This is a genomic window from Pseudomonas sp. AC242 (assembly GCF_979258655.1).
Window position 1 is genome coordinate 15,093 of sequence record NZ_OZ409873.1, and the last position, 15,348, is coordinate 30,440.

Consider the following 15,348-nt stretch of genomic DNA (forward strand, 5'->3'; position numbering starts at 1 on the left):
ATCCCGACGATGGGTGGCGATTACTGACCAACCGGTCAGTGGTCACTGTCTCGCTGGTGTTTCACTGCTGTGCTATCGTTGCGGCATCATTTCGCTACGATCCAAGAGAATCCCTGCATGAAGGTGTCTGTCTGGGCGACAGGGCGCGTAGTTGTCTGCAAGCACGCGTTGCTTGTCGGTCTGCTCTGGTTGTTGACGGGGGCGGCTGTCGCACAGTCGCAAGCGCCGACGGGCATGGCCGAACAACGGGCCAAATCTGTCACTCAGGTCGTTCTTGGCATTCTCAGCTACGCGCGCTGGCCGGTGGAGCCGGCGCAATTGCGCCTGTGCATCGTTGGCCCGACCGAATACACCGACGACTTGGTCAAAGGCACCACGCAAGCCACTGGCCGGCCGGTCACCGTACGTCGCCTGCTGGCCGACAACCCGGCCATCGTCAGCGAATGCGATGCGGTTTACATCGGCAAACTTACGGCGGATGAACGCACTCGCTTGTTCGCTTCGCTGATTGGTCATCCAGTACTGAGTATCAGCGAAGGTGGCGATCAATGCACGGTCGGTAGCCTGTTCTGCCTGCGCGTTGGCGATGAGCAAGTGTCCTTCGAGGTCAATCTCGACTCCGTTGCCCGCAGCGGCGTGCGCATTCACCCCAGCGTGCTGCAATTGTCGCGTCGCAAACCGGCGGCACCATGAACCTGTTCAGATCGAATAGCCGCCCAACGCTGGGCTCGGTCATTGGCCGAGGGCATTTGACGGTCGCGCTGGTGGGCGTGGCGATGGCCAGTGTTTCGCTGACGTTGCTCGGCGTACTGGCGTTACGGGTTTATGCCGATCACAACCTGCATTTGATCGCCCGTTCGATCAGCTACACCGTGGAAGCCGCAGTAGTGTTCAACGACAAGACGGCCGCCAACGAATCGCTGGCGCTGATTGCTTCTGCCGAAGAGGTCGCTGATGCCCAGGTACTGGACAGCCAGGGACAACTGCTCGCGCATTGGCAACGCCCGGAAAACGGTTTGTTCTCTGAGCTGGAAATGCAGATCACCCGCGCCGTCCTGGAAAAACCCATCAGCCTGCCGATCGAGCATCAGGACCGTGAAATCGGTCGTGTACTGCTCACCGGTCATGGCGGCAGCCTGATGCGTTTTCTGCTCAGCGGTCTGGCAGGAATCATCCTCTGTACCGCGATCAGCGCCTGGGTCGCGCTCTACCTGGCGCGGCGCCAGTTACGCGGAATCACCGGCCCCCTGCGCAGCTTGGCCGCCGTGGCCCACGCCGCACGCAGCGAACGAGCGCTGGACCGCCGTGTACCACCGGCGCAGATCGCTGAGCTGGACAACCTCGGCAATGACTTCAACGCCTTGCTCGACGAACTGGAGTCGTGGCAAACCCATCTGCAAAACGAAAACGAAACCCTCGCTCACCAGGCCAGTCACGACAGCCTGACCGGTCTGCCAAACCGAGCGTTTTTCGAAGGACGCTTGATCCGCGCGTTGCGCAATGCCAGCAAACACGATGAGCGCGTTGCCGTGTTGTTTCTCGACAGCGACCGCTTCAAAGGCATCAATGACAACTTCGGCCACGCCGCCGGTGATGCGGTGCTGGTGGCGGTGGCCAATCGCGTTCGTGCGCAGTTGCGCGAAGAGGATCTGGTGGCGCGGCTGGGTGGCGACGAGTTCGCCGTGCTGCTCACGCCGCTGCACAAGGTCGAAGATGCCGAGCGTATTGCCGACAAGATCCTCGCCAGCATGGACATGCCCATCGCGCTGCCGGGCGACACCAGTGTGGTGACCTCGCTCAGTATCGGCATTGCGGTTTTTCCCGATCATGGCGCTACGCCCGGGGCCTTGCTCGATGCTGCCGATGCGGCGATGTATCAAGCCAAGCGCCTGTCGCGCGGCGCCCAATTCACGGCCGGGGCGGAGCACCCGGTCGATTCCGTTCAAACCAGGAGCTGACTCTCGTGTTCACACTGTCGATTCGATCTTTTTACGCTGTGCTGTTGATGGCCGTTCTGGCCCTGACCGGTTGCCAGACTGCGCCACAAAAAGGCCTGAGCCCGGCGCAAGTCGCGGTCCTCAAACAACAGGGCTTTGAACTGACTGACGAGGGCTGGGAGTTTGGCCTGTCCGGCAAAGTGCTGTTTGGCAGCGACGTCGAAAGCCTGAACCAGCAAAGCACCGAGATCGTCGAGCGCATCGGTAAGGCCCTGCTGAGTGTCGGCATCGAGCGCGTGCGCGTCGATGGTCATACCGACGCATCAGGCAAGGAAACCTACAACCAGCAACTGTCGCTGCGCCGTGCCAAGAGTGTCGCCAGCGTGCTGGGCACGGTCGGCATGAAACAAGAGAACATCCAGTTGCAGGGCTTGGGCAGCAAAGAGCCGGTAGCGTCCAATGATACGGCGGCCGGTCGCACGGAAAATCGCCGGGTCTCGATTGTGGTCAGCGCCGACTAGTCGGCGAACTGCATTTCGCGCGTCTTGCCCATCAACAGATCCTGATTTCGCTCAGTCACCTCACGGATGTAGTCCCACAACAGGGTGATCCGTTTCAGCTTGCGCAGATCCTCCCGGCAGTACATCCAGAACTGCCGGGTGATGTCGATTTCCTCCGGCAGTACCGGCAGCAGGCGCGGATCCTGAGCGGCGAGGAAGCACGGCAGAATCGCTAGAGAACGCCCTTGCTGCGCGGCGACAAACTGTGCGATCACGCTGGTGCTGCGCAAGTTGGCGCTGGCACCGGGCAGCACATTCGCCAGGTAGAGCAGCTCCGAGCTGAACGCCAGGTCATCCACATAACTGATGAATTGATGCTTGCCCAAGTCTGCCGGGCGGCGGATCGGTGGGTGTTGGTCCAGATAGTCCTGGGTTGCGTAGAGCTGCAAACGGTAGTCGCATAATTTGCAGCAGACGTACGGTCCATGCTCCGGGCGTTCCAGAGCAATGACGATATCGGCCTCGCGCTTGGACAGGCTGATGAAGTGCGGCAGCGGCAGGATGTCCACCGAGATCGCCGGGTAGGCGTCGACGAAATGGCTCAGCTGCGGGGTGATGAAAAAACTGCCGAAGCCTTCGGTGCAACCCATGCGCACATGCCCAGACAACGCTACACCGGAGCCTGACACCTGCTCGCAGGCCATGTGCAATGTGCTTTCGATCGACTCGGCATAACCGAGCAAACGCTGGCCTTCGGTGGTCAGGACGAAGCCGCTGGTTCGCGACTTCTCGAACAGCAAAGTGCCCAATGCCGCTTCCAGCGAACTGATCCGCCGCGACACGGTGGTGTAGTCGACAGCCAGCCGTTTGGCGGCGGTACTGGCCTTGCGGGTGCGGGCGACTTCGAGGAAAAACTTGAGGTCGTCCCAGTTCAGCGAGCCTAGCGAGGTGATGTTTTTTTGCATGATGGACGGGCTTATATGTGCGTTCTTATTAGAAGTTTGCACATCTATACTCCAAAAACAGTCCGACAACCAATTCGTGACACACGCCTCATCTCAAGGCGAACCTTTCGCCTTGGCTCCTACGATAAAAACAAGTTTCGGAGACCAGCATGAACGCATCGCTTACGCCCAACGAAACCACGGTCCAGAAGGTCAAGCTGCTGATCAATGGCGAATGGGTCGAGTCGCAGACCACCGAGTGGCACGACATCGTCAACCCGGCGACCCAGCAAGTGCTGGCCAAAGTGCCGTTTGCCACTGCCGCAGAAGTGGATGCCGCCGTCAGCGCTGCACAGCGCGCCTTCCAGACCTGGAAACTGACCCCGATCGGCGCGCGGATGCGCATCATGCTCAAGCTGCAAGCGCTGATTCGCGAACACTCCAAACGCATTGCCGTGGTGCTCAGCGCCGAGCAGGGCAAAACCATTGCCGACGCCGAGGGCGATATTTTCCGTGGTCTGGAAGTGGTCGAGCACGCTTGCTCGATCGGCAGCCTGCAAATGGGCGAGTTCGCCGAGAACGTCGCCGGCGGTGTCGATACCTACACCCTGCGCCAGCCAATCGGCGTGTGCGCCGGCATCACGCCGTTCAACTTCCCGGCGATGATTCCGCTGTGGATGTTCCCGATGGCCATCGCTTGCGGCAACACCTTCGTCTTGAAGCCGTCCGAACAGGATCCGCTGTCGACCATGTTGTTGGTCGAGCTGGCGATTGAGGCCGGCGTTCCGGCGGGCGTGTTGAACGTGGTTCATGGCGGTAAAGATGTGGTCGATGGCCTGTGCACGCACAAGGACATCAAAGCCGTGTCCTTCGTCGGTTCGACCGCTGTCGGTACCCACGTTTACGACTTGGCCGGCAAGCACGGCAAACGCGTGCAATCGATGATGGGCGCGAAGAACCACGCCGTGGTGCTGGCCGACGCCAATCGCGAGCAAGCGCTGAATGCGCTGGTTGGCGCCGGTTTCGGTGCGGCCGGGCAACGTTGCATGGCCACCTCGGTGGTGGTGCTGGTCGGCGCGGCGAAACAATGGTTGCCGGATCTGAAAGCGCTGGCGCAGAAACTCACCGTCAACGCCGGCAGCGAGCCGGGCACCGATGTCGGTCCGGTGATCTCGAAAAAAGCCAAAGCGCGGATTCTCGACCTGATCGAAAGCGGCATCAAAGAAGGCGCCAAGCTCGAACTGGACGGTCGCGACATCAAGGTGCCGGGTTACGAGCAAGGCAACTTTGTCGGCCCGACCCTGTTCTCGGGCGTGACCACCGACATGCAGATCTACACCCAGGAAATCTTCGGCCCGGTGCTGGTGGTGCTGGAAGTCGACACCCTCGATCAGGCGATTGCGCTGGTCAACGCCAACCCGTTCGGCAATGGCACGGGTCTGTTCACCCAGAGCGGTGCGGCGGCGCGTAAATTCCAGACGGAAATCGACGTCGGTCAGGTCGGTATCAACATCCCGATTCCAGTGCCGGTGCCGTTCTTCAGCTTCACCGGTTCGCGCGGTTCGAAACTCGGCGACCTCGGCCCGTACGGCAAGCAAGTGGTGCAGTTCTACACGCAGACCAAAACGGTCACGGCGCGCTGGTTCGATGACGACAGCGTCAACGACGGCGTGAACACCACTATCAACCTGCGCTGAGGAACTGCCATGAAAATCGCATTTATCGGTCTGGGTAACATGGGCGCGCCGATGGCGCGCAACCTGATCAAGGCCGGCCATTCGCTGAGTCTGGTCGACCTGAACAAAACCGTGCTGGCGGAGCTGGAGCAACTGGGCGGCAGCATTCGTGCTTCGGCGCGTGAGGCTGCCGAGGATGCCGAACTGGTGATCACCATGCTGCCGGCCGCTGTGCATGTGCGCAGCGTCTGGCTCGGTGAGGACGGTGTGTTGGCTGGTATTCGCCAAGGTGTGCCGGCAGTGGATTGCAGCACCATTGATCCGCAGACGGCCCGCGATGTGGCAGCGGCTGCGGCGAAACAAGGCGTAGCCATGGCCGATGCGCCGGTGTCCGGTGGCACTGGCGGTGCAACGGCGGGGACGCTGACCTTCATGGTCGGCGCCACTCCGGAACTGTTCGCCACCCTGCAACCGGTGCTGGCGCAAATGGGCCGCAACATTGTGCATTGCGGTGAAGTCGGCACCGGGCAGATCGCCAAGATCTGCAACAACCTGCTGCTGGCCATCTCGATGGTTGGCGTCAGCGAGGCGATGGCGCTGGGCGATGCACTGGGCATCGACACGACTGTGCTGGCCGGGATTATCAACAGTTCAACCGGGCGCTGCTGGAGTTCGGAAATGTACAACCCGTGGCCGGGCATCGTCGAAACGGCGCCGGCCTCGCGCGGTTATACCGGTGGATTCGGTGCGGAACTGATGCTCAAGGATCTGGGTCTGGCGACCGAAGCGGCGCGTCAGGCGCACCAACCGGTGGTGCTCGGCGCGGTGGCGCAGCAGTTGTATCAGGCGATGAGTCAGCGCGGGGACGGCGGGAAGGATTTCTCGGCGATAATCAACAGCTATCGCAAGCCTGCAATAGAAGGACAGCGCTGAACGAACTGTGGGAGCTAGCCTGCTAGCGATGGCTGAGTGTCAGGCAACTCATTTTTGCCAGATTGATCGCAATCGCTAGCAGGCTAGCTCCCACAGGGATTTGAGTGAATCTGGGACATTTGCCGGGAAATCACGTCGGGTGATCTCCCGGCTTTTTTGCATCAGGCAAACACGAAATATTTGCGCACGGTCTCGACCACTTCCCACGTGCCTTTCATGCCCGGTTCAACCACAAAGATATCGCCAGCACGCAGGTGAATCGGCGCCATGCCGTCCGGGGTGATCACGCAGTAGCCTTCCTGGAAATGGCAGTACTCCCACTTCACATAATCAACGCGCCACTTGCCTGGTGTGCAGATCCACGTGCCCATGATCTTGCTGCCGTCTTCGCTGGTGTAGGCATTGAGGTTGACGGTGTGCGGGTCGCCTTCGAGTTTTTCCCATTTGCAGGCGTCGAGTATCGGCAGCGGGTGGGTGTCGCGCAGAACGGTGATAGGGGCAGTCATGTGTCGGCTCCAGACAAGGCGATCAAACGGAAGCTGCACCCTATAGCGCCGTGCCTCTGCCCAGATGTCTGTGCTCGACATTCAGATATCCATAAACGCTGCCAGCGTTTTACGGATGGAAGCGTAAACCTTCCAGCAAAATCAATTAACGGCAGTACTGATCTAAAACAAAGGTTATGAAGTTATAACTATTTTACTTGTCTGGTTTTTGCTTTTAGTACGTCGGTTCCGTTGTGTCCTTAGTTGCTTTCGATAGTCAGCCTGCCCGATAGCGCGGGCGCCCCACCATACCCCGTCTTTGTTAAGTAAATAAGTCGTTCGCCGCACCAAGGAGGTGCGGTGTCTGTGGGGTTTTGCAGACTTTTTTCGAGTTGTAAAAAAACCTTGAATAGTTCGTTGACTCTCCCCTTAAGGGCAGAGTTTAGATTCCCGCCGCGTGAGAAGTTGCTGTGGGAAAAGTTACTTTTCATAAGTCGAATTCATGAAGTAGTCACGACATATAGGGAGATAGAAATGAACAATCCATTGGACTTGGAACATGTCGTTGCCAGCACTCGCGAAATCCTCGCACAGCTGTTGGTGATGGATGCGAATGACATCGAAGAAAACAGCAGCATTGTCGAAGACCTCGGTGCCGACTCGCTGGACATCGTCGACCTGAGCTTCCAACTGGGCCGCCAATATGGCTGCACACTGCCGAAAACCAGCGTGCTCGACCATGCAGTGGCGGTTTGCGGTGATGCCAGCGAGTTTCTCGCCAACGGTCGCATTACCGAAAGCGGCAAGCACCTGCTTGAGCAAAGCCTCAGCGCCTACACCCCGGATCAACTGAAGGCGGGCATGCAGCCGGCTCAGGTGTTCGCCGCGACCACCGTGCGTAACTGGGCCAACCAGTGCCGCAATCTTTTCAACTACCTGCCGGCGACCTGCCCGGATTGCAACGCCCACCAAGCGATTCTGAACGAGCGCCAACAAGTGGTCTGCGGCGCGTGCAGTGCGCGTCTGGTGCCGGCGGATGGCGATGAAGTGTCGCGTCAATTGGTTGAGCAGTTTGTTACCACTCACACCAAAGAAGCGGTGTAGGAGTTCTCATGCGGGCACGAGAAGTCTATGTGAGCGGGTTCGGTCTGGTGGCGCCCATGGCGCTGGACGCTGCCACGTTGTTCGAGCGGATTTGCCGGAAGCAATCCTGTGTCCGCGAACATCCCCGGTTCAAGGCACTGGGATTCAACAACAGCGCAGCCGGGTTTATCGACGATACGCAGTGGCAGCGGATCGGCGCCGGTTTCGGCGGCAACGCGGCGCTGCACCCACGGCAAAGTGTGCTGGCCGAATACGTTGCCCGGCAGGCGCTGGAGCATGCCGGCCTGACGCCGGCAGACTTTGCCCACAGTCGCAGCGGTCTGTTTCTGGGCGCCAACAAATACTGTGCCGACAGCCACGACCTGCAGCGGCTCAGCCGTTGCATGGACGAGGCCGGCCGCGTCGACCTCGACCGTCTGCTGGACAGTCCGGCAGCGTCCAGCGTGCCCTTCATCCGGCGCGTCGATCAACAGACGCAACACCTGGCCGATCGGCTCGGCATCCGCGATCACATCTCGACCCATTCCGATGCCTGTGCCGCCGGCACCATGGCCATCGGCAGTGCTTACCGGGCCATTGAGCGCGGCGAGATCGATCTGGCTATCTGCGGCGCCGTCGAACTGATGGCCAATGAATTGCCTTATTACATGTTCAACAGCCTCGGCGCGCTCTGTCAGGCCGACTTGCCGGCGAGCGAACAGAGCCGCCCGTTCATGCCTGACCGTAGCGGTTTTGTCCTCAGCGAAGGCTCGGCGATGCTCATTCTCGAATCCGCTGAACACGCGCAGCGGCGCAAGGCCGCGCCACTGGGCCGGGTGTTGGGTTACGCGAATGTCTGCGAGGCGCAGAAAATGACCTCCAGCAGCCGCGATGGCAGTAAATACGAGGAATGCATGGAAGCAGCAATCGAGGACGCCGGGCTGCTGCGCAGCGCCGTGCAACACGTCAACACCCACGGCACCTCCACGCAGGCCAATGACAGTTGTGAAGCGTTGGCGCTACAGCGTCTGTTCGGCGGATGCCAGGACTTCATGACTTTCACCGCCAACAAGTCCGCCATCGGCCATTCACTGGCAGGCAGTGGTGCGATCGAAGCAGTGCTGTCACTGATGAGCCTGCGTGACGGTGTGCTGTTGCCCACTCTGAATTACGCCCCCGAGCGTGCCGAATACCCTTCGCTGAAGTTCTTGAGCGAGCCGGTACGACAGCCGATCAGCGTGGTGATGTCCAACTCGTTCGGCTTCGGCGGCATCAATAGCTCGCTGATTCTGGGGAGGGCATGACATGAACCGAGCCATCTATCTCAATGCCGCTGCGGTGCTGAACGTGGCGGGCGGTGAATGTGCTGAATTGCTCGGCACGCCCTGCGCGGCGCAACCGCTGGCATTTGATGCACAGCGTCAGGCGTTTGCCTTGCCGACGCCGCGACTGGCCAGTGACCTGTTTGATCGCAAGATCCAGCGCAGTGTCGAACCGCAGGGCTTGCGCCTGTTGCATTGCGCCGCACGGCTGGCGCCAGCACTGGCGGCGCTGCAATTGCCTGCCTCACGCATTGCCCTGACAGCGGCCATTCCTGAAGTCGATGCGCCGAGCCCTTGCTGGGATGCGGTGCAGGCGATCATCGAACAGCCACACAAACAACTCAGCCAATTGTTGGCCAACACACCGCCCCTGCATGCGTTGACCCTGCTCAACAGCAGCGTCATGGCTTATGTCGCCGAAGCATTGAGTTGCCACGGGCCAATGGGCGGATTTTGTTCTCAGGACAACGCCGGACTGGATGCGCTGATCGAAGCCTGCCAGCAGATTGGCGAGCGGCATGCCGACGCCGCGTTGGTGGTCAGCAGCAGTCCGAACCTGACGCCGGCCCTGTACCTGCGCGAGCCCGATCAGGCGAGCGAACCGATTTTCGGTGAGGGCGCCGCGGCGCTGTTGCTGGCGTCGACACCTGCGCCGGGTGCGGCACACGCCGTGCGCATTGCCGGGTTTGCCCGTGGTTACAGCACCGATCCGCAACGGTCTGTGGCGGTGGGGCGGCGCGTGATCGACCAGGTCCTGAGTGTCGAGAAACTGCGAGTCGGCGACGTCGAGCATATCGTCGGCAATTGCGCTGACGGGCAAGTGATGAAGTTGCTCGAAGCTTTCCCGCGCGAGATTCGCAGCACCCGCACCATGACCGGTGAACTGGGCGCCAGCGGTTTGCTGACAGAAGTCGCACTGACACTGCACCTGAGCTGTGAAGTAGCGGCGACGCCGGGCTACACGTTGCTTGTCAGCCACACTCGCGCCGGTCACTGGGGCGCATTGCTGTTGGCCAGTGAAACCATGGAGAAGCACGCATGAGTGCGACACGGATTGTGATCACCGGCATGGGCGCCGTCACCGGTTTCGGTTTCGAATGGCAGACCCTCTGGGAAAAAATGCTCGGCGCCGAACATTGCGTGCGGCCATGGCAGCCGGACGACGTGCAAGAGGCGTCGTTCGCGGTGCGCTACGCGGCACCGGTCGACATGCGCCTGTTGCCGGAAAAACTGCAAAGCCATCCGGCCTGGACGATGCCGCTGGAAAAGCGCAGTCGGTTTGGCTGGGTGGCTGCCACGCAGGCAGTCGGTGACAGCGGCTTGCAGCCAGAACAGTTGCGGGGCGCGGCGGTGCTGTGTGCCTCGGGAGCACCGCAGCACATGCTCGCTGACATGCTGCTGACCGAAGCCCCGAATGGCGGCACCCCGAGCTGGTCATACCTGATGTCACGGGCTGGGCAAGTGAATGCCGATGGCTCGCTGCGTCAGAGCAACGACCGTCTGGCGCGGGTAATCGCCGACGACCTGGGCTGTGAAGGGCCGGTGATCAACATCAGCAGTGCCTGTGCCGGCGCTTCACAAGCCATTGGCAACGCCTTTCAGATGATTCGTCGCGGAGAAGTCAGCGTTGCGCTGGCGGGTGGCGCCGACTCGGTGCTCAACCTCGACACCATGGCCGCGTTGTATCTGTTGGGTGCCGCGTCGGGCGAGCAACGCTGGGGCGCTGATCTGTGCCGTCCGTTCGATCGTGACCGCAGCGGTCTGATTGCCGGCGAGGGCGGTGGTTTCGTCGTGCTGGAAAGCCTCGAACATGCCTTGGCTCGTGGCGCCACGCCGTATGCCGAGGTATTGGGTTTCGGCAGCAGTCTGGACGCCTACAAGGTCACCGCACCGCAACCCGAAGGACGTGGCGCGGCACTGGCGATGCAGGCCGCGCTCGACGACGCCGGGCTGCGCCCGCAGCAGATCGATCTGATCAATGCCCACGGCACCTCGACGCCGCTCAACGACGTTGCCGAAACCCTCGCGATCAAAAGTGTGTTCGCCGAGCACAAGCATTATCGAACCCTGGCCGTCAGCGCCAACAAATCACAGTTCGGTCACCTGATCGCGGCCGCTGGCGCACCGGAATGCATCGTCACCGCGTTGGCCTGCCTCAACGATCTGGTGACGCCAACGGTGAACCTGCATGACGCCGACGAACAGTGCGATCTGGATTACTGCGCCGGTCAGGCGGTCAGCCGCCGAGTGGATTACGCGCTGAGCAATTCCTTTGGTTTCGGTGGCCTCAATACCTCGCTGGCCCTTGGCAAATATCGGGAGCATGGACAATGACTGACGCCACTGGACGTGTCGCGATCGCCGGCAGCGGTTGTGTATTGCCCACCGGTTGGGGCGTGGAGGGTTTCTGGTCGGCGGCCCGCGAAGGACGTAGCGCGATCTCGCCTCTGAGCTCTTCGCTGTTCCACAGCGAGCGTGTCATTGCGTTCGGACACGTCGCTGATCGAGATCATCAACGTAGTCGTCAGGACGTTGCACAAAACCTCCAGCGTTACTGTCCGCCGGCGGTGATCTGGGGCGTCAGTGCGGTGCGCCAGGCGTTGGCAGAAGCCGGGCTTGAACCGGGTCGCGACAACGTGCGTTTTGGTCTGTATTGCTGCCAGGGCGGTTACACCCATCCCTCGCTCGCGTCTTACGGCGAACTGCTGCACGAATGTCAGACCGAGACCGGTGCCGACATGCAGCGTCTGGCCAAACGCGTGTTGCAGGAGCGCGCACTCGATCCATTCCTGGTGCTCAAGAGCCTGAGCAACGGTCTGCTCGGCGTCGTCAGTCTGGCCTTGAAGCTTGAGTGCGAATGCAACGCCTACATGCAGGGCGTGGCCGGCAATCTGGCGGCGCTGCGCGAAGCCTGCGCGGCGTTGCAGAGCGGTCGGATCGACGCGGCCATTGTGGTGGGCGCGGGCAGTGAACTGGATCCGCTGGCGCTCGCCGCACTGGCCGAGGCGGGGGTCATCAGCACCGAAGGATCGCCAAGCCTGCGTGCCTTTGATCGCCAGGGCAGTGGCGGCATTGCCGGCGAAGGTGCGGCGGCGCTGGTGTTGCGTCGCGCCGATGACCTGCCGGCAGGCCCGCAAACCTGCCTGACCGCACTGTTCGCACACCCGCGTCTGGATTCGCTGAACCTGCCGGACAAACAGGTCGATCTGCTGATCAGCAGCGCCACTGGCGAGCCGCAAAAAGATGCCGATCTGGCCCGCACGCTGGCACGAACCGGTGCCGCGCACATCACCAGCAGCACATCGCTGACCGGCATTCTGAGTGGTGCACCGAGTCTGGTTGATCTGATCTTCGCCCGGCAGGCCTTGCAGGCGCAAAGCATCCCGCCGGTCAGTGGCCTGGAGCAACCGCTGGATGCGCATCTGCCATTTGTCATGGCTGAGCCGCGCGATGCCGTGCTGCACGATTGCCTGGTGATCAACCGTGACGACAACGGCTTCAGTGCCGGTTACCACCTCGAATTTCACGCGGCCGACTGACCGTCGGCACGCAACGAAACGCAGCTGATTTTTTACTCAAGGGATAGAACTGTCATGGATTACCGCGATTACGTACGGCCGAAATTCGTTGAATTGATGCAGGCCCTGGGCCTCGAATGCCAGTTCCACAGAGCGCTGGGCAGCAAACTGTTTTACCGCGACCGGCAGGGCGAAGAGGTGACGGTCACTGACTTCCTCGGCGGTTACGGCGCCGCGCTGTATGGTCACAACGATCCGCAATTTGTCGATCAACTCGTCGACCTGTTGCGTGCCGATGTACCGTTCAACGCGCAGATGTCGGTGCGCGGTGCGGCGGGGCAGTTGGGGCGTGAACTCAGTGAAGCGTTCAACCGTGAGCTGAACAACAGCGAACGCTACATTTCGACCTTCTCCAACAGTGGCGCCGAGTCGGTGGAAATCGCCGTCAAGCACGCCGAATACCGCCGTCAGAAAAACCTGCAGAAGCAATTCGACGAGCGCGATTTCGCTCTCGCCAATCTGGTCGCCAGCGACAAGGCTTACGTCGAACTGGACATTGACGATCTCGATTTACCCGCCGGTCTGTTGCCGCAGAATCTGTCCTGCGTCACCGTGCGCCAAGTGGCCGAAGCGGTGCGTCAGCACAACCTGGCGCAACTGCATGTTGAGCCGGTGTTCCTCGCTGTGCGCGGCAGCTTCCACGGCAAACTGGTCAACACCGTGCAACTGACGTACGGCAAGCAGTACCGCAAGCCGTTCGCCCGTTTCGGCCTCAACGTCGAGTTCATCGACCCGCAGCAACCCCAGCAATTGCAAGAACTGCCGGCCCGTCACGTACGTCACTGGCTGAGCCTGGAATGGAACGGCGAAACCCTGCAAGTGCGCCGCGAAGCATTCAGCGCGATCACCGCGGTATTGCTGGAGCCGATTCAGGGCGAGGGCGGCATCAACGAGTTCGCCAATGAGTTCTATCTGGGCCTGCGGCGCCTGTGCAACGAGCAGCAATGCCCGCTGATCATCGACGAAGTGCAATCGGGTTTCGGCCGCACCGGCACTTTGCTGGGTGCCAGCCATTTCAACTTGCAGGGTGACTACTACTGCCTGTCGAAAGCGCTGGGCGGTGGCCTGATGAAGATTGCCGCGACGGTGATTCGCGCCAGCCACTACGAAAACGATTTCAGCTACATCCACAGTTCGACCTTTGCCGAAGATGATGCGTCCTGCCATATCGCCCTGTCGGCCCTGCGCCGTCTGTTCGAGAACGACAGCGCGATGCTCAGGGACGTGAACAAGAAAGGCGAATACCTCAAGGCTTCGCTGCTGGAACTCAAGGCGGCCTATCCGGACGTCATCGCCGACGTGCGTGGCCGTGGCTTGCTGCTCGGTTTCGAACTGCACGACCTGACCGGCACCAGTTCGTTGGTTCAGGCCTCGGCGCAGTACAACGATGCGCTGGGCTACATCATCGCCGGCTACCTGCTGCAATTCGAATCCCTGCGCGTGGCGCCGTCGGGCAGCAACGCCAATGTGATCCGACTGGAACCGCCGGTGTGCATCACCTTCGAAGAGATCGATGGACTGATCGCTTCCTTGCAGAAAGTCTGCGACATGCTGCGCCGCCGCGACGCCTTCCCGCTGGCCGCCGGTGTGTGCGCCGACAGCATCGCTGACGTGCCCGCGCGCGAGGTCAGCTTCAAGGAGAGCGAAACCCGCCCAAAGTCTGACGAGAACGTGCGTGTGGTGGCTCGCGTGGCGTTCATCAACCATTTGATTGATTCGGACATGCTCAGCGACGTCGATCCTTCACTGTCGACCCTGAGCGCTGAACAGAAACGCGAGTTCATCAAGCGCATGGCGCCCGAGCGCCGAGCCGCGCCGATCGGCCCGGTGCAGATTCGCTCGAAACTCGGCACTGCCGTGGAGTTCACCCTGTACCCGCTGTGCATGGATTCCGATGCCATGGCGGCGTACATCGCCAGCGGCGATCTGCAGACCATCCGCGAAGAAGTCGGCAATCGCATCAAGGATGCCCGCGCCGATGGCTACACCGTCGCCGGCCTGGGCATGTACACCTCGATCGTCACCAACAACTGCCAGGCGCTGCAGATTCCTGACATGGCGCTGACCTCCGGTAACGCACTGACCATCGGCATGGGCCTGGAAGCCATCGAGCAGGGCTGCAAGCAGCAAGGCCTGGAACTGAGCGAGCAGACCGCTGCGGTGGTCGGTGCGGCGGGCAATATTGCCTCGACCTACGCCTCACTGCTGTCGACCAGCGTCGAGCACCTGATCCTCATCGGCAGCGGCCGCGACGGTTCCCTGCGTCGTCTGGAAAAAACCGCTCACCAGATTTACGCCGAAGCCGCCCGCGCGATCCTCAAGGGTGTCGCCGAACACGATCGCCTCGCCCGTCGCCTGCAGCAAATTGATGGAATCGATGGGATCTTGCAGTCCCACGGCAGCAGTGCCGATCTGGGGCAGCGCGTGGCAAAACTGGTCGAGGAACGCCTGGGCGCGAACGCCTTTATCACCGTCAGCAACGATCTTGATGTGCTGAAACAGGCGCGCATCGTGCTCTGCGCGGCTAACGCACCGCAGCCGTTTCTTTTCGCCGAGCACTTCGCCGAAAACAGCGTGATCTGCGACATCGCCGTGCCGCTGAACGTTGACCAGAACCTCGCCAGCCAACGCTCCGACGTGCTCTACATGCACGGCGGCATCGTGCAGACGCCGCTGGGCGATGGCCTGGTGAAAAACGTTCGGGCCTATCTCAAGCAAGGTCAGTTGTACGCGTGCATGGCCGAGTCGGTGCTGATGGGCCTGTCCGGTATGAAACAGCACTACTCCTACGGCGACATCAGCCGCGAGCAAGTGCAGCAGATTCGAGCACTGGCCGCGACCCACGGCTTCAGCCTCGCGCAATTCAAAACCGATAACTCGCTTTAAGGAA

The 15,348-nt window shown here is 61.0% G+C and carries 13 protein-coding genes; 11 read left to right on the forward strand and 2 right to left on the reverse strand.

Going from position 1 to position 15,348, the window contains the following annotated elements; translation table 11 throughout:
* Positions 1-117 precede the first annotated feature (117 nt).
* The 3 genes from ACZZ0A_RS00045 to ACZZ0A_RS00055 are packed head-to-tail and all read left to right on the forward strand — an operon-like array spanning position 118 to position 2,458.
* Entirely contained in the window at positions 118-693 is a 576-nt protein-coding gene (locus ACZZ0A_RS00045) for a regulatory sequestration protein YfiR (protein WP_007911622.1), read from the forward strand.
* Complete coding sequence (locus ACZZ0A_RS00050) at positions 690-1,958, forward strand: diguanylate cyclase DgcN/YfiN (protein ID WP_123375823.1); 1,269 nt, start codon at positions 690-692, stop codon at positions 1,956-1,958. The genes ACZZ0A_RS00045 and ACZZ0A_RS00050 overlap by 4 nt, the downstream gene beginning before the upstream one ends.
* Positions 1,959-2,005: 47 nt before the next feature.
* Entirely contained in the window at positions 2,006-2,458 is a 453-nt protein-coding gene (locus ACZZ0A_RS00055) for an OmpA family protein (RefSeq protein WP_463544070.1), read from the forward strand.
* Here the strand turns inward: ACZZ0A_RS00055 and ACZZ0A_RS00060 are convergent.
* Positions 2,455-3,402 carry a LysR family transcriptional regulator gene (locus ACZZ0A_RS00060; RefSeq protein WP_095114176.1) on the reverse strand — a complete coding sequence of 316 codons (948 nt, stop codon included), beginning with the start codon at positions 3,400-3,402 and terminating at the stop codon, positions 2,455-2,457. The two genes, ACZZ0A_RS00055 and ACZZ0A_RS00060, sit on opposite strands and share 4 nt — an antisense overlap.
* Before the next feature lie 149 nt (positions 3,403-3,551).
* Between ACZZ0A_RS00060 and ACZZ0A_RS00065 the strand changes: the two genes are divergently transcribed.
* Positions 3,552-5,078 (forward strand): CoA-acylating methylmalonate-semialdehyde dehydrogenase, encoded by a 1,527-nt coding sequence (locus tag ACZZ0A_RS00065; protein ID WP_095114177.1) that lies wholly within the window; start codon positions 3,552-3,554, stop codon positions 5,076-5,078.
* 9 nt (positions 5,079-5,087) lie between these two features.
* Positions 5,088-5,990, forward strand: a complete 903-nt coding sequence (gene mmsB / locus ACZZ0A_RS00070; protein WP_007911617.1) for a 3-hydroxyisobutyrate dehydrogenase — start codon at positions 5,088-5,090, stop codon at positions 5,988-5,990.
* Between the two features lie 161 nt (positions 5,991-6,151).
* Here mmsB and ACZZ0A_RS00075 read toward each other — a convergent pair whose 3' ends face one another.
* Positions 6,152-6,496 (reverse strand): cupin domain-containing protein, encoded by a 345-nt coding sequence (locus ACZZ0A_RS00075; protein ID WP_007911615.1) that lies wholly within the window; start codon positions 6,494-6,496, stop codon positions 6,152-6,154.
* A 513-nt stretch (positions 6,497-7,009) separates the two neighbouring features.
* On the opposite strand from ACZZ0A_RS00075, the gene ACZZ0A_RS00080 reads away from it, so the two are divergent.
* The 6 genes from ACZZ0A_RS00080 to ACZZ0A_RS00105 are packed head-to-tail and all read left to right on the forward strand — an operon-like array spanning position 7,010 to position 15,344.
* Positions 7,010-7,579, forward strand: coding sequence for an acyl carrier protein (locus tag ACZZ0A_RS00080; protein WP_007911613.1), 570 nt, complete (start codon positions 7,010-7,012; stop codon positions 7,577-7,579).
* Positions 7,580-7,587: 8 nt separating this feature from the next.
* Positions 7,588-8,862 carry a beta-ketoacyl-[acyl-carrier-protein] synthase family protein gene (locus ACZZ0A_RS00085; protein ID WP_123375820.1) on the forward strand — a complete coding sequence of 425 codons (1,275 nt, stop codon included), beginning with the start codon at positions 7,588-7,590 and terminating at the stop codon, positions 8,860-8,862.
* A gap of 1 nt (position 8,863) precedes the next feature.
* Positions 8,864-9,922, forward strand: coding sequence for a beta-ketoacyl synthase (locus ACZZ0A_RS00090; RefSeq protein ID WP_463542349.1), 1,059 nt, complete (start codon positions 8,864-8,866; stop codon positions 9,920-9,922).
* Entirely contained in the window at positions 9,919-11,214 is a 1,296-nt protein-coding gene (locus tag ACZZ0A_RS00095; protein ID WP_007911603.1) for a beta-ketoacyl-[acyl-carrier-protein] synthase family protein, read from the forward strand. The genes ACZZ0A_RS00090 and ACZZ0A_RS00095 overlap by 4 nt, the downstream gene beginning before the upstream one ends.
* On the forward strand, positions 11,211-12,419 hold the full coding sequence (locus ACZZ0A_RS00100) for a beta-ketoacyl synthase N-terminal-like domain-containing protein (RefSeq protein WP_463542350.1): 1,209 nt from the start codon (positions 11,211-11,213) through the stop codon (positions 12,417-12,419). Before ACZZ0A_RS00095 ends, ACZZ0A_RS00100 begins: the two co-directional genes overlap by 4 nt.
* Before the next feature lie 54 nt (positions 12,420-12,473).
* The gene (locus tag ACZZ0A_RS00105) at positions 12,474-15,344 is read left to right on the forward strand and encodes an aminotransferase class III-fold pyridoxal phosphate-dependent enzyme (protein WP_463542351.1); all 2,871 of its coding nucleotides are present in this window, start codon (positions 12,474-12,476) and stop codon (positions 15,342-15,344) included.
* The last annotated feature ends 4 nt before the right edge of the window (positions 15,345-15,348 follow it).

What these genes read in the sequence shown, in the direction of transcription:
- ACZZ0A_RS00045 (WP_007911622.1), top strand. Translation starts at nt 118, where the DNA reads ATGAAGGTGTCTGTCTGGGCGACAGGGCGCGTAGTTGTCTGCAAGCAC.
- ACZZ0A_RS00050 (WP_123375823.1), top strand. Translation starts at nt 690, where the DNA reads ATGAACCTGTTCAGATCGAATAGCCGCCCAACGCTGGGCTCGGTCATT.
- ACZZ0A_RS00055 (WP_463544070.1), top strand. Translation starts at nt 2,006, where the DNA reads ATGGCCGTTCTGGCCCTGACCGGTTGCCAGACTGCGCCACAAAAAGGC.
- ACZZ0A_RS00060 (WP_095114176.1), bottom strand. Translation starts at nt 3,402, where the DNA reads ATGCAAAAAAACATCACCTCGCTAGGCTCGCTGAACTGGGACGACCTC.
- ACZZ0A_RS00065 (WP_095114177.1), top strand. Translation starts at nt 3,552, where the DNA reads ATGAACGCATCGCTTACGCCCAACGAAACCACGGTCCAGAAGGTCAAG.
- mmsB (WP_007911617.1), top strand. Translation starts at nt 5,088, where the DNA reads ATGAAAATCGCATTTATCGGTCTGGGTAACATGGGCGCGCCGATGGCG.
- ACZZ0A_RS00075 (WP_007911615.1), bottom strand. Translation starts at nt 6,496, where the DNA reads ATGACTGCCCCTATCACCGTTCTGCGCGACACCCACCCGCTGCCGATA.
- ACZZ0A_RS00080 (WP_007911613.1), top strand. Translation starts at nt 7,010, where the DNA reads ATGAACAATCCATTGGACTTGGAACATGTCGTTGCCAGCACTCGCGAA.
- ACZZ0A_RS00085 (WP_123375820.1), top strand. Translation starts at nt 7,588, where the DNA reads ATGCGGGCACGAGAAGTCTATGTGAGCGGGTTCGGTCTGGTGGCGCCC.
- ACZZ0A_RS00090 (WP_463542349.1), top strand. Translation starts at nt 8,864, where the DNA reads ATGAACCGAGCCATCTATCTCAATGCCGCTGCGGTGCTGAACGTGGCG.
- ACZZ0A_RS00095 (WP_007911603.1), top strand. Translation starts at nt 9,919, where the DNA reads ATGAGTGCGACACGGATTGTGATCACCGGCATGGGCGCCGTCACCGGT.
- ACZZ0A_RS00100 (WP_463542350.1), top strand. Translation starts at nt 11,211, where the DNA reads ATGACTGACGCCACTGGACGTGTCGCGATCGCCGGCAGCGGTTGTGTA.
- ACZZ0A_RS00105 (WP_463542351.1), top strand. Translation starts at nt 12,474, where the DNA reads ATGGATTACCGCGATTACGTACGGCCGAAATTCGTTGAATTGATGCAG.